The organism is Sphingopyxis sp., assembly GCF_035998905.1.
Classification (GTDB): Bacteria; Pseudomonadota; Alphaproteobacteria; order Sphingomonadales; family Sphingomonadaceae; genus Sphingopyxis.
On the sequence record NZ_DASYHG010000007.1, the window covers coordinates 42,756 to 60,085 of the forward strand.

18 protein-coding genes and 1 pseudogene are annotated in these 17,330 nt (G+C 65.3%); 11 read left to right on the top strand and 8 right to left on the bottom strand.

The features are described from left to right. Positions 1-130 precede the first annotated feature (130 nt). From VGN62_RS01745 to VGN62_RS01755, 3 genes are all read right to left on the bottom strand, one after another. Complete coding sequence (locus tag VGN62_RS01745; RefSeq protein ID WP_327450558.1) at positions 131-1,015, bottom strand: hypothetical protein; 885 nt, start codon at positions 1,013-1,015, stop codon at positions 131-133. Positions 1,016-1,147: 132 nt separating this feature from the next. Further along, entirely contained in the window at positions 1,148-1,873 is a 726-nt protein-coding gene (locus VGN62_RS01750; protein ID WP_327450560.1) for a flavodoxin family protein, read from the bottom strand. 24 nt (positions 1,874-1,897) lie between these two features. Next, complete coding sequence (locus tag VGN62_RS01755) at positions 1,898-2,197, bottom strand: hypothetical protein (protein WP_327450562.1); 300 nt, start codon at positions 2,195-2,197, stop codon at positions 1,898-1,900. A 236-nt stretch (positions 2,198-2,433) separates the two neighbouring features. Here VGN62_RS01755 and VGN62_RS01760 point away from each other — a divergent pair, with 236 nt between their 5' ends. From VGN62_RS01760 to VGN62_RS01770, 3 genes are read left to right on the top strand one after another with little or no spacing between them, the layout of a single operon-like run. After that, entirely contained in the window at positions 2,434-3,516 is a 1,083-nt protein-coding gene (locus VGN62_RS01760) for a catalase family protein (RefSeq protein WP_327450564.1), read from the top strand. A gap of 2 nt (positions 3,517-3,518) precedes the next feature. Next, positions 3,519-5,831 carry an FdhF/YdeP family oxidoreductase gene (locus tag VGN62_RS01765; RefSeq protein WP_327450566.1) on the top strand — a complete coding sequence of 771 codons (2,313 nt, stop codon included), beginning with the start codon at positions 3,519-3,521 and terminating at the stop codon, positions 5,829-5,831. Beyond that, entirely contained in the window at positions 5,828-6,433 is a 606-nt protein-coding gene (locus VGN62_RS01770; protein WP_327450568.1) for a DedA family protein, read from the top strand. The genes VGN62_RS01765 and VGN62_RS01770 overlap by 4 nt, the downstream gene beginning before the upstream one ends. Here VGN62_RS01770 and VGN62_RS01775 read toward each other — a convergent pair whose 3' ends face one another. Together VGN62_RS01775 and VGN62_RS01780 are read right to left on the bottom strand one after the other, a co-directional pair. Continuing rightward, complete coding sequence (locus VGN62_RS01775) at positions 6,434-7,780, bottom strand: sorbosone dehydrogenase family protein (protein ID WP_327450570.1); 1,347 nt, start codon at positions 7,778-7,780, stop codon at positions 6,434-6,436. Continuing rightward, positions 7,777-8,223, bottom strand: a complete 447-nt coding sequence (locus tag VGN62_RS01780; RefSeq protein WP_327450572.1) for a DUF2231 domain-containing protein — start codon at positions 8,221-8,223, stop codon at positions 7,777-7,779. The genes VGN62_RS01775 and VGN62_RS01780 overlap by 4 nt, the downstream gene beginning before the upstream one ends. 146 nt (positions 8,224-8,369) lie before the next feature. Between VGN62_RS01780 and VGN62_RS01785 the strand changes: the two genes are divergently transcribed. Both VGN62_RS01785 and VGN62_RS01790 read left to right on the top strand, forming a co-directional pair. Further along, positions 8,370-9,029 (top strand): cytochrome c oxidase assembly protein, encoded by a 660-nt coding sequence (locus VGN62_RS01785; RefSeq protein WP_327450574.1) that lies wholly within the window; start codon positions 8,370-8,372, stop codon positions 9,027-9,029. Then, positions 9,026-9,688: a cytochrome b gene (locus tag VGN62_RS01790; RefSeq protein ID WP_327450576.1), complete on the top strand. Its 663-nt coding sequence runs from the start codon at positions 9,026-9,028 to the stop codon at positions 9,686-9,688. Before VGN62_RS01785 ends, VGN62_RS01790 begins: the two co-directional genes overlap by 4 nt. Before the next feature lie 34 nt (positions 9,689-9,722). Here the strand turns inward: VGN62_RS01790 and VGN62_RS21340 are convergent. Further along, positions 9,723-10,151, bottom strand: a pseudogene (locus tag VGN62_RS21340) (c-type cytochrome); the annotation flags it as partial. 158 nt (positions 10,152-10,309) lie between these two features. Here VGN62_RS21340 and VGN62_RS01795 point away from each other — a divergent pair. Genes VGN62_RS01795 through VGN62_RS01815 form a run of 5 tightly spaced genes read left to right on the top strand, consistent with a single transcriptional unit; the run spans position 10,310 to position 14,845 of the window. Further along, on the top strand, positions 10,310-10,675 hold the full coding sequence (locus VGN62_RS01795; protein WP_327450578.1) for a c-type cytochrome: 366 nt from the start codon (positions 10,310-10,312) through the stop codon (positions 10,673-10,675). After that, complete coding sequence (gene coxB / locus VGN62_RS01800) at positions 10,668-11,615, top strand: cytochrome c oxidase subunit II (protein ID WP_327450580.1); 948 nt, start codon at positions 10,668-10,670, stop codon at positions 11,613-11,615. The genes VGN62_RS01795 and coxB overlap by 8 nt, the downstream gene beginning before the upstream one ends. Beyond that, complete coding sequence (locus VGN62_RS01805) at positions 11,612-14,143, top strand: cbb3-type cytochrome c oxidase subunit I (protein ID WP_327450582.1); 2,532 nt, start codon at positions 11,612-11,614, stop codon at positions 14,141-14,143. Before coxB ends, VGN62_RS01805 begins: the two co-directional genes overlap by 4 nt. Then, on the top strand, positions 14,140-14,430 hold the full coding sequence (locus tag VGN62_RS01810; RefSeq protein WP_327450584.1) for a hypothetical protein: 291 nt from the start codon (positions 14,140-14,142) through the stop codon (positions 14,428-14,430). The genes VGN62_RS01805 and VGN62_RS01810 overlap by 4 nt, the downstream gene beginning before the upstream one ends. A 31-nt stretch (positions 14,431-14,461) precedes the next feature. After that, positions 14,462-14,845 (top strand): nuclear transport factor 2 family protein, encoded by a 384-nt coding sequence (locus VGN62_RS01815; RefSeq protein ID WP_294048367.1) that lies wholly within the window; start codon positions 14,462-14,464, stop codon positions 14,843-14,845. 457 nt (positions 14,846-15,302) lie between these two features. On the opposite strand, the gene VGN62_RS01820 is transcribed toward VGN62_RS01815, so the two are convergent. Further along, positions 15,303-16,136 (bottom strand): endonuclease/exonuclease/phosphatase family protein, encoded by an 834-nt coding sequence (locus VGN62_RS01820; protein ID WP_327450589.1) that lies wholly within the window; start codon positions 16,134-16,136, stop codon positions 15,303-15,305. A gap of 424 nt (positions 16,137-16,560) precedes the next feature. Here VGN62_RS01820 and VGN62_RS01825 point away from each other — a divergent pair, with 424 nt between their 5' ends. Then, complete coding sequence (locus tag VGN62_RS01825; protein ID WP_327450591.1) at positions 16,561-16,983, top strand: VOC family protein; 423 nt, start codon at positions 16,561-16,563, stop codon at positions 16,981-16,983. A gap of 9 nt (positions 16,984-16,992) precedes the next feature. Here the strand turns inward: VGN62_RS01825 and VGN62_RS01830 are convergent, their stop codons facing one another. Then, positions 16,993-17,268 carry an HU family DNA-binding protein gene (locus tag VGN62_RS01830; RefSeq protein ID WP_054727852.1) on the bottom strand — a complete coding sequence of 92 codons (276 nt, stop codon included), beginning with the start codon at positions 17,266-17,268 and terminating at the stop codon, positions 16,993-16,995. Positions 17,269-17,330: the final 62 nt, after the last annotated feature.

Consider the following 17,330-nt stretch of genomic DNA (forward strand, 5'->3'; position numbering starts at 1 on the left):
CAACCGAAGGCAGTTGCATTACAGGTCGATGGGCGGGCGATGCGAGGCGTCATGGAACAGCTACGCCCGGCGAAGTCTCACGTTCCCGGGACGCGTTCCCATCGTCCATGGCCGCCTCGGCGCGGCGCGACTAGCGCCGTACGCGAGCGCGCGTTTCGAGGTCGGATATACGCCGCTCGATATAGGCCCGGTCGTCGCTGCTCGGCGATGTCCTCGCATAAGCCGCCTCCAGCCGCGTGAGATCGCCGAGCTCGACGCGGATCTGCGCTTGCGCCGCCGACCCGATACCGCTGCCCGAGAGCGCGCGCTCGACGTTCGCGAGCCGCGTGCGGTTGTCGAGGACCGGATTGCCGCCATAGGCTGTATCTCCGACGCGCGCGTCGAGCGCATCGAGGCGCGCATCGAGATCGTCGCGTTCGCGGCTGCTGAGGCCGTCGCGCGCGTAGCTGGCTTCGGTCTGGATCAGCGCGGCATAGTCGCGCTTGAGCGTGCTCGCCTGCGTTCGGCTGAGGCGCCGCGCCGAAACGGCCGCATCGACGCGGCGTTCGAATTCGGCGCGTCCATCGGCGACGCTGCGGTTATCTTGCTCATCGTCACCATAACCGCCTTCAGACAACGCCTGTGTCAGCGCGCCGTATCGATCGCCGAGCTCGGTGCGTTCCTGCGTCGTGAAACGGCCATCGGCCGCGAAACGCGCCTCGAGCGCGACGAGCTCGCCATATTCGCTCTTCATGCGCGAGCCGTTGCTGCTGGTTAGCGCGCCCGACCGGACGTCGGCGTCGATGCGGCTGTTGAACTGGCTCTGCTGGGTAGCAAGCGGCTTGCGTCCCGCGGCCCATTGCCGCTCGATTGAAGTCGAGGCGCCGAGGCGGTCGCCGAACAGCGCGCCGATGATCGCACCAACGCGATTTTCCTGCGCATCCTGCGATTGCTCGCTGCCCGTTTGCGCAGCGGCGGGAAGCGATAGCGCGAGCATCGCGCTTGCAGCGAGAAGGGAGATTTTCTTGTGCGACATGGGAACATGCTCCTTGTTTCTTATGCGAAACAAACACCTGCGTTGGCGGCTGGTTGCAGCGCGGTGCGGGAAGGGCCGGAAAGGGGCCGTGCCGAGAGGGGCAGATCCGGCGCAGGGCGCCGGGGCGCCGCTTCACTTGTCGCGCGGCTGCTTCAGCTTTGTTCCTGCCGCAACCTGCGTGCCGGCTCGCTTGGCGCGCACCGCCTCGATCAGCGTCAGCGCGGCATTCCGGACCTCGGCCTGCACCGCCTTGTCCTTGTCGAAAGCCTCGTGGCTCGTCGCATAGGATTCGAAATAGCCGATGTAGCGATCGAGCTCGGCGCGCGGTCCCGCGGGCACCATATGGATCGACGTCATCCAGTCGGAGAGCGAACGGCGGACATTCTCGGCGCCCTCGACATCGCCGTGCACGACGACGGCGAACAGTCGCCCTTCCAGTTCGCGGTGATAGTCCCAGCCGGCGAGTTCGAGTGCCTTCGCTTCCCCCGCCTCCTTGCCATGGGTCGACGAGGGGTCGGGGTTGGCGCCGTCCATGCACACCATCCGGTCCATCATCAGCTTGATCGGCGAGCTCGCCATGAACCAGTTGACCGGTGAGATCAGGAAGACGCCGTGCGCGCGCATCCACATCGGATAAATATCGTTCATCCAGTCCTGCGTCTGGCCGAGCGAATGATTGGGATAGCAGCTGCACGGGAAATGGCAGAGCGCCGCGGCGGTGGAGTAACAGGCCTTGCAGGGGTGGATGTTGCGGCCATATTCGGAATTCAGCCGGCTGAGGTCGAGCATCTCGACCTCGGTGTCCTTCTGATCCAGCACGCGTTTCGCGATCTCTGCAATCCGCCAGCTCTTCGACATTTCTCCGGGACATGTATGCTCCGATCACGCCGATCCGTTGACGATCAGGATGCGGCACGGGCCATCTTTCCGGGCGTGCGTCTTGCGCGCTTCCTCGACCGCGGCGTGCGCTGCGAGCCAGTCGACCGAAAGATCATAGTCGGGATCGGCAAAGCCCTTGCCGGCCTTTCGCGTTTGCGGGCTCTTCCGCTCGCAGCGATAGGCCTCCCAGGCGATGGCCGCGATGCCGTCGAGTTCGCCGCGAACCGCGTCGAAGCCTTGGTCGCGAAACTGTTCGAGATAACGGGCGAGAAACTCGGCCTTGCGCAGCTTGGGGCTGGGCATGCCTTTTCGGGCTGCGGGAACGGCAAGGGACTTGGCCATGGGCTGCAAACGGTCGGCTGGCCCGGCGGTTGCCTCTCGCGCATCGCTGGCACCCGCCCGGCCAGCCGGCGGGCATCCGAGCGAAGCGAGGGAAGGGCCGGTGTCCGGGCCTTTTTTGGACCTCTGGCATCCATCCGGCTTACCGCTCGTTGACTGCAGGCGGCCAGCCGGCCGGAGCGGGGATATGGAGAACGACAATGTCCAGCCCTGTGCGTTACACCCCCGCTATGGAGACCCCTTTACCAGACGAGGCAGAGACGGTCGCCGACATCAACGCGGCCTTCGATACGATCCTCGAGAAGACGTCGGAAGATTATGGCCACGCCGTGCGCGCGGTTCATGCGAAGGCCCACGCGGTCCTCGAAGCCGAGTTCGTCGTTGACGAAGGCCTTCCAGAGGAGCTGGCGCAAGGCCTCTTCGCAGCACCGGGCTCGCACCGCGCCTGGATCCGTATCTCGACCAATGCCGGCGATATCCTGCCCGACGCGATCAGCCTGCCGCGCGGTATCGCCATCAAGGTCGAGGATGCCGAGGGCGCGCGGCTCGCCGGCGCCGAGGGCGGTGCGCAGGATTTCATTCTCGTCAACGGCCCGATCTTCCAGGCGAAAACCGCCGATAAATTCCTCGCGAACCTCAGGCTGCTCGCCAAGACCACCGACCGGCTTGAGGGAACGAAGAAGGTCGTATCGGCGGCGCTCCGCGGCGTGCATCACGCCTATGCGGCGGTCGGTCTCGATGCACCCGCCGCGGTCGATACGCTCGGGGGTGCGCCCAATAGCGAGCCGCTCGGCGAAACCTATTATTCGGCGACCGCCTTCCGCTTCGGCGATTATATCGCAAAGTTCAGTCTCGCGCCGCTCGCGCCCGAAATGACGGCGCTGACCGGCCGGACGATCGACGTCGCGGGGCGCGAGGATGCGATCCGCGAAGAACTGCGCCGAGAACTTTCGGAGTTCGAGGCGCTCTGGGAATTTCGGGTCCAGCTCTGCCATGACCTGGCCAAGCAGCCGGTCGAGGATGCGTCGGTCGAATGGGACGAGGAGGCCTTTCCGTTCCGCCGCGTCGCGCTGCTTCGCGCCCGTGCGCAGGACAGCTGGGAGGCGGGCCGCCTTTCACATGTCGACGAGGCGATGCGCTTCTCGGTCTGGACCGGGCTCGAGGCGCACCGTCCGCTCGGCAACATCAACCGCGCGCGGCGCGATACCTACCGGCACAGCGCCGACTTCCGCGCCGCGTTCAACGCCTGCCCCTATCATGAGCCATCGCGGGTCACGGTCTGACGATGGGGCAACGCGGCGACCGGCCTCATATCTACAGCTTCGGCGGGCCCGCGGGTGGCTGGGGATCGGTCCGCTCGCTCGCCGATATCCTGACCCGCGAGCGGATCGACGCACGCGGGTACCGGGAGCTGCTGCGCCAGAACAAGCCGCAAGGCTTCATGTGCGTGAGCTGCGCCTGGCCCAAGCCCGCCGATCATCATCCCGCCGAATTCTGCGAAGAAGGCGCGAAAGCCACCGCCTGGGAACTGACGCGACGCCGCACGACGCCGGACTTTTTCGAGAAGCACAGCCTGTCGGAGCTGCGCGGCTGGACGGATTACGATCTCGAGCAGCAGGGGCGGCTCACGCACCCGCTTCGCTATGATGCGGCAACCGACAAATATGTAGCCTGCAGCTGGGACGAGGCCTTCGACGCGATTGGCGCCGCGCTGCGCCCGCTCGACCCTGCCGCGGTCGCCTTTTATTCCTCGGGCCGGACCAGTCTCGAAGCATCCTATATGTATGGCCTCATGGCGCGGATGTACGGGAACCAGAATCTGCCCGACAGCTCGAACATGTGCCATGAATCGACGTCGGTCGGGTTGAAGGCAGCGCTTGGCGTGCCGGTCGGCACGACGCGGATCGAGGATTTCGATAAGACCGACGCGATCTTCTTCTTCGGTCAGAATGTCGGCTCGAATGCGCCGCGCATGCTCCATAATTTGCGCGCCTGCCGAAAGCGCGGGGTCGAGATCGTGACCTTCAACCCCTTGCGCGAGCGCGGCCTCGAGCGCTTCACCGATCCGCAGAATCCTCTCGAGATGCTGACCCTCACGGAAACGTCCATCTCGACCCAATATCACCAGCTGCGCGCGGGCAGCGATATTGCGGCGATGATCGGGATCGCGAAGTATCTATTGTTGTGGGACGAAGAGGCACGCGCCGCCGGCAAGCCCGAAGTGCTCGATCATGCATTTCTTGCCGGCCATACGGTCGGCTTCGATGAATTCGCCGATGCGGTGCGGGCAGCCGAGTGGGGCGACATCGAGGCCGAAACCGGTCTGCCGCGCGCCGACCTCGAGGCGGCGGCGCGTGTCTATGCAGGCGCGGGCGCGGTCATGGCGATCTACGGCATGGGACTGACGCAGCATGTGAAGGGCGTCGAGAATGTCCGCATGGTCGTCAATCTCCTGCTGCTGCGCGGCAACATCGGAAAGCCCGGCGCCGGCCCGACGCCGGTGCGCGGACATTCGAACGTGCAGGGGCAGCGCACCGTCGGCATCACCGAAAAAACCGAACTCGTGCCTGTCGAGCGGCTCGAGGCGCAATATGGCTTCACCGCGCCGCGCAAGAAGGGGCTCGATACGGTCGGTACCTGCCGCGGGATCATCGACGGGTCGGTGCGGGCCTTTGTCGGGCTGGGAGGCAATTTCCTGCGGGCCGTACCCGAAACCGAAGCGATGGAAGCTGCCTGGCCCAGCCTCGACCTCTCGGTCCAGATTGCGACGAAGCTCAACCGCAACCATCTCTTCCCGGGCAGGCAGGCTTTCCTGCTGCCGTGCCTCGGCCGGATCGAGCGCGACCTGCAGGCGAGCGGACCACAGGCCGTCTCGGTCGAGGATTCGACGAGCTGCATTCATGGGTCGCGGGGCAAGGTGCCGCCCGCAAGCCCGCATCTCCTGTCAGAACCCGCGATCGTCGCGGGAATCGCGAAGCGCATCCTGCCCCCCAATCCCCGGCTGGACTGGGACGCGTGGGTGGCGGACTACAGCCGCATCCGCGCGGCGATCTCGGAGACCTATCCCGACATTTTCGGCGATTATGAGAAGCGGCTCTTCACTCGCGGCGGCTTCTGGAAGGGCAACAAGGCCGCCGAACGCGTCTGGGAAACGAAGAGCGGCAAGGCCGAATTCCACGCGCCTTCCGGGCTGTCCGCGGCAGGCTTTGCCGATGTCCCGGGCCGGTACCGGCTGACGACGCTGCGGTCGAACGACCAGTTCAATACCACCATCTACGGCTATCACGACCGTTTTCGCGGCGTGAAGGGGACGCGCGACATAGTGTTCATCAACGCCGAGGACATGGCGGAGGCCGGGATCGCCGAAGGCGAGATCGTCGCGCTCGAGAGCGACGCCGGTGATGGCAGGCGACGCCGGCGCTATGGTCTGATCGCGACCCCCTATGGGATCCCGCGCGGCTGCCTCGGCGCCTATTATCCCGAATGCAATCTGCTGATGCCGCTCGATCATCATGCCGAGGAGAGCCATGTGCCCGCCGCCAAATCGGTGCCGGTGCGGATCGTCCGAGGGAATTGCGATGGGGGAGCCGCCGCATGACCGACTGGATAACGGACCTCGTCGAGACGATGGGCTATGCCGGCATTGTCCTTCTCATGTTTCTCGAAAATGTCTTCCCGCCGATCCCCTCGGAGGTCATCATGCCGCTCGCGGGCTTCGGCGCCGCCGATGGGCGCTACAGCCTGCCGCTGGTGATCGCCGCAGGGCTGGCCGGGACCCTTCTGGGAGCGCTCTTCTGGTACATGATCGCGCGCAGGATCGGCGACGAGCGGCTTCGCCGCTGGGCCGATCGTCACGGGCGCTGGATCACGCTCAGCGGCGACGATGTCGCGCGCATCGAACGCTGGTTCTGCCGCCACGGCACATGGGCGGTGCCGCTCGCCCATCTCATTCCCGGACTTCGTACCCTCATTTCGATTCCGGCCGGCATCTTCGCGATGCCGCCGACGCGCTTCCTTTTGCTGTCGGCGCTCGGCGCAGGCGTCTGGACCGCGGCGCTCGCGATCGCGGGCTATCTGCTCGCCGAGCGCTTCGAGGGCGTCGAGACGTGGGTCGGCCCGGTGAGCACCGCGATCATGGCAGCCCTCTTCGCTTATTATGTCTGGCGCGTGATCCGCTTCAAGCCTGGCGGCGCCAACTGATCATTTCTGACCCGCCGCCGACGAGACCGGCGATCGCATCGCGAGTGCGCGGGGGCCGGTGACGCGCCACACCGTGTTGGAAAGGTCGTCGGCGATCCAGAGGGCACCGCGCGCCGGGTCCCAGGTGACGCCGACCGGGCGTCCGCGCGCCCTGCCGTCCTTGATGAAGCCGGTCACGAAATCCTTCGGCTTGCCGGCAGGACGACCGTTCGCGAAGGGGACGAAGCTGACCTTGTAGCCGGCGAGAGTCTGGCGGTTCCAGCTGCCATGTTCTCCGACGAATGCGCCCGTCTCATATCCCGGGAGACCCCCTTCGGTCGCAAAGCTCAGCCCGAGCGGCGCCACATGCGAACCGAGCGCATAATCGGGAGTGACTGCCGTTTTGACGAGCTCGGGCTTTTGCGGATGGACGCGCGGGTCGGGATGGCGTCCCCAATAGCTGTAGGGCCAGCCATAGAATGCACCCTCGCGCACCGAGGTGAGATAATCGGGCACCAGCTCGGCGCCAAGCTCGTCGCGTTCGTTCACTACTGCCCAGAGGATGTCCGACGATGGCTCGAAGGCGAGGGCGGTCGGGTTGCGGATGCCCGAGACGAAGATGCGGCTCGCGCCGGTGGCGGCATCGACTTCCCAGACGACCGCGCGATCTTCCTCAACGCTCATCCCCCGCTCGCCGATGTTGCTGTTCGAGCCGATGCCGACATAAAGCTTTGTCCCGTCCGCGCTCGCGGCGAGCGATTTCGTCCAGTGATGATTGATTGCTGCCGGGAGCTTGGTCACTTCCTCGCCCTTGCCGGCGATATTCGTCGCGCCCGGCGTATAGGCGAAGCGCAGCAGCGCGCCCTGGTTGGCGACGTAGAGGTTGTTCCCGACCAGCGCGAGGCCATAGGGCGCGTCGAGATCCTCGATGAAGCTCGTGCGCAGTTCGGGTTTGCCGTCGCCGTTCGTATCGCGAAGCAAGGTGATGCGGTCGCCGCCCTTAACCGAGGATTTGCCAAGGCTCTTGATATAACCCGCAATCACGTCCTTCGGGCGGAGCTTCGGTGCATGGCCGCCCGACCCTTCGGCGACGAGAATGTCGCCATTGGGGAGGATGAGGATCTGGCGCGGAATCTTGAGGTCGGTGGCGACTGGCGTGATCGTGAAACCTGCTGGAACGGTCGGAAGCTCGCCGTTCCAGCCTGCAGGCTTGGCGATCTTCATCGGCGGGACGAGCGTCTCGTCGATCTTCGGCAGGTTCGGGCTGGCACCCGTCTGGTCGAGCTTTTCATCGCCTTTGCCGCAGCCGGAGAGCGCAGCCGTTAGCGCCGCGGCGGCGACGAGGCCGAGGGAGGTCTGGCGGTTCATGCGCGCGGCTCCTTTACGGCGTGGAGAAGCCAGGCGGCGGCGATCGCTGCAAGCGTGGATAGGACCGAGAGTGTCACGCCGGTCGTGCCGACCGAACTCCAGGCATCCTGGCTATGCTTGAAGGCGTTGACGAGGCCCGCGATCCACATGACGAGGATCAGGAGGAAATAGGCGAAAGCGGGCGTCCGCGTGGGCCGCTTCCGGCCACGGAAGAGGGCTATGGCGGACCACAGAAGCACCGGAGCCCCGAATATCAGCCCGCCCGTGATCAACCAGGCCGAGAAATTGCTCCACTGCATCTCGGCGCTGTTGAGATAGGTGATGTCGGAAAGGAGCGCGCTGCTGAACAGGGCGACCGGGAATGCGAGGAGGATGGTGTGCAGCGGATGAGGGGCGTGTCGGCGATAAGGCGGGTCGATGCGGGGCGATGGGGCCGTTGCCATATTGATCTCCATGCAGGCCCCCGTCTGGATAATGCGCCGACCGCCCAATGGTTTCCCGGAACCCGCGCGCAGGGCGCGACGTTGGCAATTCGATGGATCCTGCCTCGATACCCTATTGCGGTCCCGCGCCGATCCCGGGAGACTGGGTGACGCGCTCGAATCTCGATCCCTGGCTGCTGGCGGCGCTGGTCGCTGCGGCGCTGATCGCGATGCGGCAGCAGGCCCGCGGCCCTTTCTGGGCCGGGTTCGCCCTGATCGTCCTGCTGTTCGTGTCGCCGCTGTGCGCTCTTTCGTCCGCGCTCTTCTCGGTGCGCGTCGCGCATCATATCATCCTGACCGCAGTCGCGGCTCCGCTGTTTGCCTTCGGCCTGCCGCGGCTTCCGCCGCGCGGCGGTGCATTGCTATGGGCGGCCGCGCACATCCTCGCCTTCTGGGTTTGGCATGCGCCGGCGCCCTATGCTCTCGCTTTGGCGAGCGACGGCGCCTTCTGGTTGATGCAGCTTTCGTTGCTCGCGACCGCGATCGGATTCTGGGCTTCGCTCCGATCATCGTCGCCGCCGCTCGTGATCGGCCTCCTGCTTGCGATGATGGTGCAGATGGGTCTGCTCGGGGCGCTCATCACCTTCGCGGGGACACCGCTTTACGCGCCCCATCTTGCGACGACGATGGCATGGGGCTTGGGACCGCTCGAAGATCAGCAACTCGCGGGTCTCATCATGTGGGCGCCCGCCGCACTTCTCTACCTCGGCGCGGCGCTGTGGACGGGCTGGCACCTCCTCGGCGAGCCTCCGCGGGTGGCAGGGTGATCGAGGCGATCAAGGCGTGGGCGGCGCGTTATGCCGCTGACGGACGCTATTCGCCTGTGGGTCAGATATTCCATTGGACGATGGCTGCGCTCATCCTGTTCCAGCTCGGCTGGGGCTGGCGAATGAGCCGCATCGATGCGGGCGGCGACAAGCTGGAGGCGTTTCGGGTTCATGCCGAACTCGGCCTGCTGATGCTCGTGCTGGCCGTGCTCCGCGCGATCTGGCGGATGATCGTGCCGGGACCGGTCAACGATGCCGACCGCCTCGGCTGGCAGACGGTCGCGGCTTATGTCACGCACATCCTCTTCTACGTCTGCTTTTTCGGTCTTCCGCTCTCCGGCTGGGCGATGTGGTCGGTGGTCGGCGGCGAGCCGCTCGAAGTCGCGGGGATCCTTCCCTGGCCGCACATGCCCTTCGACAGTCTGGATAAGGGATTCCAATGGTGGATTCTCGACTGGGCGGAAGGCATCCACGCGCTGCTGATCATTCTTCTTGTCGCGATGATCCCGTTGCACGTCGGCGCGGCTCTGAAACATCATTTCTGGGATCGGCACGATGTATTGCGGGGGATGCTGCCCGAGCTTCCGGAGGACGGAGCGGAAACGACGCCGCATGACGGGACACCGCCGCAAGCTCGGCGGGCGAGAGCAGGCGGCTGACGCGGCGCATCTCGCCCAGCGGGTCATTGTAGCGTTTTGCCTCGCGCCAGGCGCGAAGTTGACCGGCGATATAGGCGGGGGGCTGACCGGCAAGCGGCGGGTTGGCGGCATCGCCCCCGCCGATAATACCGTGGCACGAGGCGCAGGACGGGAGCCCGCGCGCGGGATCGCCCTCGTCGTAGAGGCGGGCGCCCGCCGGAGATGCGGCTTCGACAAGCCAGGCTACCGGCTGCCGCGCTGCGTAGAATGCCGACACTTTCGAGCGGTCGTTGTCGCTGAGCTTGCGGGCGATTGCGCGCATCGCCGGATGCTCGCGGCGACCGTTCGCATAATCGTCGAGCTGGCGGTGGAGATAGCCCGCATCGAGCCCGGCGAGGCGCGGTGTGTCGCGCCCGTCGCCTTCGCCTTTCAGTCCGTGACAGGTGAAGCATGCCGCCTCGGCGCCCGCGTCGCTGCCGCTCATGGCGATCGTCTCTCCGGTCGCGCGAAACCGATCGGGCGGTGCCGGCGCATGGCATGCTGGCAGAAGCAAGAGGAGGAGAAACGGGGCTTTGCGCACGCATCGGGAACCAATGGCTGCGCGAGGTGGTTCCCAAAGTGAAACGAGGACGGTGAACGGCTATGAAAGGGGGCGCTGCGATTTCGGTCTTGATGCTGCTTGGTGCCTGCGCGCCCGCGCCGGTCGAAACGGCGCCCGCCGACACGGACGCCGTCGCGCGCGGCCGCGACGCAGCGGCGCGCCTCGGTTGCGGCGCCTGCCATGATATGCCCGGGATCGCGTGGCCGAAAGGGCGGGTGGGACCACCGCTCGCGGGCTTCGGCGCCCGCCCGCTGATCGCTGGCCGCCTCCCCAATCGCGCGCCCCAACTTGCCGCCTTCGTCACCGACGCGCCGGCAATGGTGCCGGGGACCGCGATGCCCGCGATACCGATGAAGAGAGCCGAGGCCGACGACATCGCCGCCTGGCTGCTGAGCCTCGATGACTGAGCCAGCGCTGCCTTCCGAAGGGTGGCCGCCAGCCGTCCTCGATCCTGCCGGACCCTATTCGGAGCCTGTGACCCTCCTTGCTTGGGTACTGCTTGTCGGGGGCACCGTCATCTTGGCGATCGTGCTTGCCGCGCTCTGGGTTGCGATGCGCGGATCGCCACGGCTCAAGACCCGGCTCGGCGGCGAGAAGGCGATCTGGATCCTGGGATTTGCCTTCCCCTCGGTCGTGCTCACGGGTCTGCTCGTATGGGGCCTGTTGCTCACCAGTTCGCTTTCGGCGGCCCGCGTTCCCGAGGGCGCCATGCGCGTCAAGATCATCGGTGAGATGTGGTGGTGGCGCGTCCATTATCAGGATGGGCAGGGCCGCGAGACGCTGCGCGATGCGAACGAGCTCCACATTCCGGTAGGGCAGCCCGTGCTGCTCGAACTCGAAGCAGCTGACGTCATCCACAGTTTCTGGGTGCCGCGGCTCGGGGGCAAGATGGACATGATCCCGGGGCGCACCAATCGCCTGCTGATCGAGGCCGATGCGCCGGGTGTCTACAAGGGGCAATGCGCCGAATATTGCGGCGGCCCGCACGCGCTGATGGGGTTTGTGGTCGTGGCGCACAGCCCGGCGGACTTTGCGCGGTGGCAGGCTTCGCGCCGCCCCGCTGGCGGCGCCGGCGACGAGGGGCTCGCGCTTTTTCTGTCGAGCGGCTGCGCCGCCTGTCACACGATCCGCGGCACGTCGGCGCGCGGACTAGCCGGTCCCGATCTGACCCATGTCGGCTCGCGCAAGACGCTTGGTGCGGGCATATTGCCCAATAATCCGGGGACGATGGCGGGTTGGGTCGCCGACAGCCAGGCGATCAAGCCCGCGAACCGCATGCCCGCCTATCACCAGTTCAGCGGCGAGGAGCTGCAGGCGCTCACCGCCTATCTGGTCGCGCTCAAATGAGATCGGAAACGGGTTTCGATCCCGCGCTTTATGAGCGCTTTCCGACCAGGGACGAGCGGCCGAAGGAAGAGGAGGAAGAACTCCGCCGGATCTGGTGCAAGCCCAAGGGCTGGGAATATCTGTTCGCGGTCAACAATAATTATATCGGCATCTATTATCTCGGAACCGCTTTCCTGTTCTTCCTGATGGCGGGGGTGCTCGCGCTGCTCATGCGCGCGCAGCTCGCCGCGCCGATGCTCGAAATATTGCCGCAGGGCACCTACAATCAGGTCTTCACCATGCACGGCACGGTGATGATGTTCCTCTTCGCGGTGCCCGCGGTCGAGGCGGCGGGCGTGCTGCTGCTCCCGCAGATGCTCGCGGCGCGCGATCTGCCGTTCCCGCGGCTTTCCGCCTATGCCTTCTGGGCCTACGCCGTCGGCGGACTTTGCTTTTTCGCCTCGATCTTCGTCGGGCTCGCGCCCGACGGCGGCTGGTTCATGTATCCGCCGCTGACGTCCAAAGCCTATTCGCCGGGGATTAACACCGATTTCTGGCTGCTCGGTATCGGCTTCATCGAGATCAGCGCGATCGCGGGGGCGATCGAGATCATCGTCGGCGTGCTGCGGACGCGCGCGCCGGGCATGCGCCTCGACAAGATGCCGATCTTCGCCTGGGCGATGCTCGTCTTCGCAGTGATGATCGTGATCGCCTTTCCGAGCATCATTCTCGGCACGCTGCTTCTCGAGATCGAGCGCGCGTTCAACTGGCCTTTTTTTGACGCGACGCGCGGCGGAGATCCTCTGCTCTGGCAGCATCTCTTCTGGTTCTTCGGACACCCGGAAGTCTATATCATCTTCCTTCCCGCGGCCGGGATGATGAGCATGATCGTCGCGACCGTCGCGGGCGAGAGGCTCGTCGGCTACCGGCTGATCGTGCTCGCGATGATCGCGACGGGTTTCATCAGCTTCGGCGTATGGGCGCATCATATGTTCACCACCGGCATGCCGCCGATGACAACGGGCTTCTTCTCCGCCGCTTCGATGGCCGTCAGCGTGCCGGCGGGCATCCAGGTCTTTTCGTGGATCGCAACGCTCGCGATCGGGAAGCCGAAGTTCAATGCTCCGGGCCTCTTCGTGATGGGGAGCATCGTCATTTTCGTCACCGGGGGATTGACCGGGGTGATGGTGGCAATGGTGCCTTTCGACTGGCAGGCGCACGACAGCTACTTCATCGTCGCGCACCTCCATTATGTCCTGATCGGCGGCATGGTCTTTCCGCTGTTTGCCGCCTTCTATTACTGGATCCCGATGGTGAGCCGGCGCGCGCTGTCGGAGCGGCTCGCCAAATGGGTGTTCGGCCTCATGTTCACCGGCATGAATGTCGCCTTCCTGCCGATGCATCTGGCGGGGCTGCAGGGCATGCCGCGGCGCGTCTACACCTATTTGCCGGGGCAGGGTCTCGAACTTCCCAATCTCATTTCGACGGTCGGCGCCTTCATGCTCGGGCTCGGTGTGCTCCTGTTTCTTGTCGACCTGGCACGCAATTTCCGGCTCGCGCCGGGTGAGGGCAATGCCGGGAATGTCTATGGCGGCGGCACGCTCGAATGGCTCCCAAGCGAGCTATACTCGACGCGCACGATCCCGGTCGTGACGAGCCGCGAGCCCTTGTGGGACGATCCGGCGCTCGCCGACGAGGTCGAGAAGGGGCGCTATTTCCTGCCGCGCTCGGCGACGGGCCTTCGCGAGACAATCGTCACCAGCCCGCTGCTCGCCGAGCCCCAATATCTTCAAATCATGCCGGGGCCGTCGCCATGGCCGTTCGCCGCCGCGATCTTTACCGCGGGCTTTTTTCTCGCGCTGACGGTGCAGGCCTATCTGTTTGCATGGGTCAGCGGCGTGCTGGCGGTGATCTCGGTGCTGCGATGGCTTTGGGAAACCGATCGGCCAATCGAAATCGAGGGCGTCGACATTGGCGCCGACATTCGCGTCCCGACCTATGTGACCGGGCCCTCGAGCCATGGCTGGTGGGCCATGATCATCCTGCTGGTCGTGATGGGCATGATCTTTCTCATGGCGCTGTTCAGCCTTGCCTTCCTGTCCTCGAACCAGCCTGGCTTCTGGCGGCCGCCGCCGCCCCTTGGCGGGGCGATATTGATGCTCATGCTCTACGCTGCAGCGATCGGGTTCGCGCTCGCAGCGCGCTCGGTCCTTCGACGCTCGCCATTCTGGTCGGTGATGGCGCTTCTGTTCTCCGCAGCGGCATCAAGTGCGGCGCTCGGTCTGGATTACGCAAGCTGGTCCGGCACCGGGCTCGATCCGACCGCGAGCGGGCAGGGGGCCGTCGCCTATGCGCTGCTGGCTCTCCAGGCCTGTGCGGCGGCGATCGCAATGCTGATGGCGCTCTACTGCGCCGCGCGCGGTGTGCGGGGGCTTGTCGCGCAGCCGAGAAACAACAGCATCGACCTCACTATGCTCTTTCTCGTCTACACCGCGGCCCAAGGAGCGACGGGTGCTCTCGTTTCGCGACTGGTCGGCGTTGGCGGATGAAGAGCTGGCTCATCATCATGGGCGGTCTCATCCTGTGGACCGTGCATTTCTTCCTTCTCTACCTCCTTGCCGAGTTCGGGGGCAGCGGCACCGGCGTGCGCCTCGCGGCATCGCTTTGTACCTTGGTCCTTCTCGGCGCTGTGGCGTGGATGTTCATAGCGGTTTCGCGTGAAGCTCCCGGCGATCCCTTTGCCCGGTGGCGGCGGCGTGCCGCGATGCTGGCGCTGACGTTCGGCGGGCTCGGAATCGTCTTTCAATATTTGCCAGTCCTGCTCGTCGATCGATAGGACGGCGGTTCGGCCCGAGGGAGCGAAATGGATGCAGGTGATCGAAGCGATAGCGGCATGCGAGGAAGCGCTTCGTACGGCGATGCTGGCCGGCGATGCCGAAGCGCTGGAGCAGCTGCTTGCGGACGATATGATCTTCGTCGACCAACAGGGTGTGAGGCGATCGCGTGACGACGATATCGCGGCGCATCGTTCGGGACTGCTCGACTTGAGTTCACTCGATTTTCGGGGCGACCGTCTCGTTCGGCCCTATGGTGACCTGGCGAGCGTCGTCGTGACGACCGATGTCGCCGGAACCTATGGCGGCACGGCCTTCTTCGGGACCTTCTCCTATCTTCGTCTCTGGAAGCAGCAGGGTGACCGCTGGCAGATCATTCTCGCTCAATGCACCGCTTGTCCATCGTCAGAGCTGTGATCGGAGATTGCTTCGGCCGAGGTTGAGCGCGGCATCTGTCGAGCGCGCTCTGGCCTCGCAGGCTCGGCCAGGGGGCGCACGGATGTCCGGCCGCGCCTGCACACTTGCCTCGCTTCTTGCCGGTGCGGGCGCGCGCTGTCACGGCGGGCAAGCCGCGCTGCGCGCGGCTCCGGCCGCGGCTCCGCCCCGTCCGGCCCGCCGCTCCCGCGCGCACGCCGCCCCGGCTGCGGCTCCGGCAAGAGTGCGGTTTTCGGCCCTCCGGGCCAGCGGCATTGCGGCCAAGGTCAATCCGTTCGGGCGCGAAGCTTGCGGCGGACCGTCCTCAGCGCGTTTTCGAGACCTTGCGAGCGATATCCGCCTTCCGGCGCTTCGCGATCGAACAAGGCTCCGTCGTCATCGCGGCCGAGCAGAAATTCAAGCGCTTCGACAAGTTCCTCGTCCATGGTGGTTCTTCCCGTCATCGCGCCAGCGCCACCGATACAGGACAATGGTCGGAATAATGTTTAACGTCTTTCCCGTAGAGCGTCTCGGCAAAGCTTAGCATGTCCGCGCCGGCGCGCCGGTCGAGCAGGATATGATCGATGAAGCTGTCGTAGCGCGGATCGCACTTCGGCCGCGTCCCGGCATCGGCGAGCCGGAGGTCTGCGTTCGCCGGTGTACCGTCGTCGATCTCGGACCAGACGCGGTCGCCTTCAAGGCCAAGCCTGCGGTTCCAGTCGCCGAGCACGGCGAAGCGCACGGGCGCTTCGGCAGCCGCATCGATCCACGCCTCGAGCGCGGGAACCTGCTCTGCGAGGATCGGGCACGCCTTGGCTGTGTCTCCGGCAAAGCAGCCCGACTTGAGGTGAATCGAAAGCAGGCGAAGGGGTCTCGCGCCCACCGGTCGAAGGGTTATGTCGACCCCCGAGCGCAGCTGCGGATTGCCGAGCATCAGGCTGGTCACATCGGCGTGGCGGTCGAACGCGATAGTCTTGCGGATCGCGAAACCGACTGCCTGGCGAATGACGCGCTGCGACTTGTGCTCGCCGCCGCAGGTCCCGCTCGGTGCGCCGGCGCGCTCTTCCATGACGATGGCATAGCGGGCGGGATCAAACACACGCTCTGCCGCCGCAACACTCTCCGCTTCCTGAAACGCGATCACGTCTGCGTCGAGGCCGTCGGCAATTTGTCGCATGGCGGCATAGTCGGCGTCGGTTCGCGGCTGACACCCGTCGCCGTTCCGCTCGGCAAGAAATTCGAGGTTCCAGCTCGCAATGGTGAGCGGCCGGTCTTGCAGGACAGAGGGCGACAAGGGCTGAGAAGCTTGCTCGGCCCCCGCGCAAGCGCTGAGCGAAAGGAGAGTAGCAGCTATAAAGAGGAGGCGCTGGTTCATCGGGCGCTTCTGGCCGCGACGCGGGGCGCTTTCAACCTCTTCGTTGGCAGCAATATTATCTGGGGAGGGAACCTCGTCTCCCGGGAACCCAGGGGGAGAGACGAGGCAGTAAACGAACGCGCGCCTATAAGGAATTGTTCCGAATGACGTGTGATATGATATTGATCTCGATCAACTTTGCCCGACTTGCTGTCGGGTCCTCGACTTTCCAACAAGTTGGTTCGCGATCCATTGTTCGGCGCGAGCTGATGTCTGGCTTCGGCGATTCATAGGGACTTCGCGATCGCGGGAACAAGGCTGGCTCCCTTGCCGTTGTTAAAGAGCCTATATCGGAGACCGATGCATGCAGCAGCAGATTGCAGTCGTGACGCTCGGGATCGCGGATCTCGTCCGGTCCCGCCGCTTCTATAGCGAAGGCTTCGGCTGGACGCCGGTGTTCGCGAACGAGGAAATCGCCTTCTATCAGATGAATGGCCTCATCCTCGGCACATGGCTTGAAGCAAAGCTCGCCGAAGACATGACGCGGACCTCGTTCGGCGGCCCGGGGGCCTTCGCGCTCGCGCATAATGTCGGGACGGCGGAAGAGGTCGATGCGGTGATCGCGGCGTTGGAAGCTGCAGGCGGCCGGGTGCTGCGGCCAGGCGACGCGCCGCCGCATGGCGGCTATCGGGGCTATGTCGCGGATCCCGACGATCATGCTTGGGAAATCGCGTGGAATCCGGCTTGGCCGATCGACGCCGAAGGCCATGTGACCTTCGGCGCCTGACGTCGGGTCTTAGCCGTTGAGGCGATCCTTGACGGCCTTAGCCGCTCCGAAGCCGAGCTTTTTCGAGGCTGCGATCTGGATGGTCTCACCGGTTGAAGGGTTGCGGCCCTCGCGGGCTGCGCTTTCCTTGACCTTGAACTTGCCGAAGCCGTTCACCGAAACTTCTTCGCCCTTTGCGGCGGCGTCGGCGATCGCGGCGAACACGGCGTCGACCGCCTTTTTGCCGTCGGCCTTGCTGGTTCCGAGCATCGTCGCAACTGCGTCCGAAAGGTCGGCATGGTTCATTCAATATCTCCCTTATTCGGTCGGCCCCTCGCCGACCGGGCGGCTTCTATAGGAGCGAACAT

Bases quoted from the DNA above. Each gene is read 5' to 3' on its own strand.
- VGN62_RS01745 (WP_327450558.1), bottom strand. From the start codon at position 1,015: ATGTCGCACAAGAAAATCTCCCTTCTCGCTGCAAGCGCGATGCTCGCG.
- VGN62_RS01755 (WP_327450562.1), bottom strand. From the start codon at position 2,197: ATGCCCAGCCCCAAGCTGCGCAAGGCCGAGTTTCTCGCCCGTTATCTC.
- VGN62_RS01780 (WP_327450572.1), bottom strand. From the start codon at position 8,223: ATGGCAACGGCCCCATCGCCCCGCATCGACCCGCCTTATCGCCGACAC.
- VGN62_RS01750 (WP_327450560.1), bottom strand. From the start codon at position 1,873: ATGTCGAAGAGCTGGCGGATTGCAGAGATCGCGAAACGCGTGCTGGAT.
- VGN62_RS01825 (WP_327450591.1), top strand. From the start codon at position 16,561: ATGCAGCAGCAGATTGCAGTCGTGACGCTCGGGATCGCGGATCTCGTC.
- VGN62_RS01795 (WP_327450578.1), top strand. From the start codon at position 10,310: ATGAAAGGGGGCGCTGCGATTTCGGTCTTGATGCTGCTTGGTGCCTGC.
- coxB (WP_327450580.1), top strand. From the start codon at position 10,668: ATGACTGAGCCAGCGCTGCCTTCCGAAGGGTGGCCGCCAGCCGTCCTC.
- VGN62_RS01760 (WP_327450564.1), top strand. From the start codon at position 2,434: ATGTCCAGCCCTGTGCGTTACACCCCCGCTATGGAGACCCCTTTACCA.
- VGN62_RS01775 (WP_327450570.1), bottom strand. From the start codon at position 7,780: ATGAACCGCCAGACCTCCCTCGGCCTCGTCGCCGCCGCGGCGCTAACG.
- VGN62_RS01810 (WP_327450584.1), top strand. From the start codon at position 14,140: ATGAAGAGCTGGCTCATCATCATGGGCGGTCTCATCCTGTGGACCGTG.
- VGN62_RS01815 (WP_294048367.1), top strand. From the start codon at position 14,462: ATGCAGGTGATCGAAGCGATAGCGGCATGCGAGGAAGCGCTTCGTACG.
- VGN62_RS01765 (WP_327450566.1), top strand. From the start codon at position 3,519: ATGGGGCAACGCGGCGACCGGCCTCATATCTACAGCTTCGGCGGGCCC.
- VGN62_RS01830 (WP_054727852.1), bottom strand. From the start codon at position 17,268: ATGAACCATGCCGACCTTTCGGACGCAGTTGCGACGATGCTCGGAACC.
- VGN62_RS01770 (WP_327450568.1), top strand. From the start codon at position 5,828: ATGACCGACTGGATAACGGACCTCGTCGAGACGATGGGCTATGCCGGC.
- VGN62_RS01805 (WP_327450582.1), top strand. From the start codon at position 11,612: ATGAGATCGGAAACGGGTTTCGATCCCGCGCTTTATGAGCGCTTTCCG.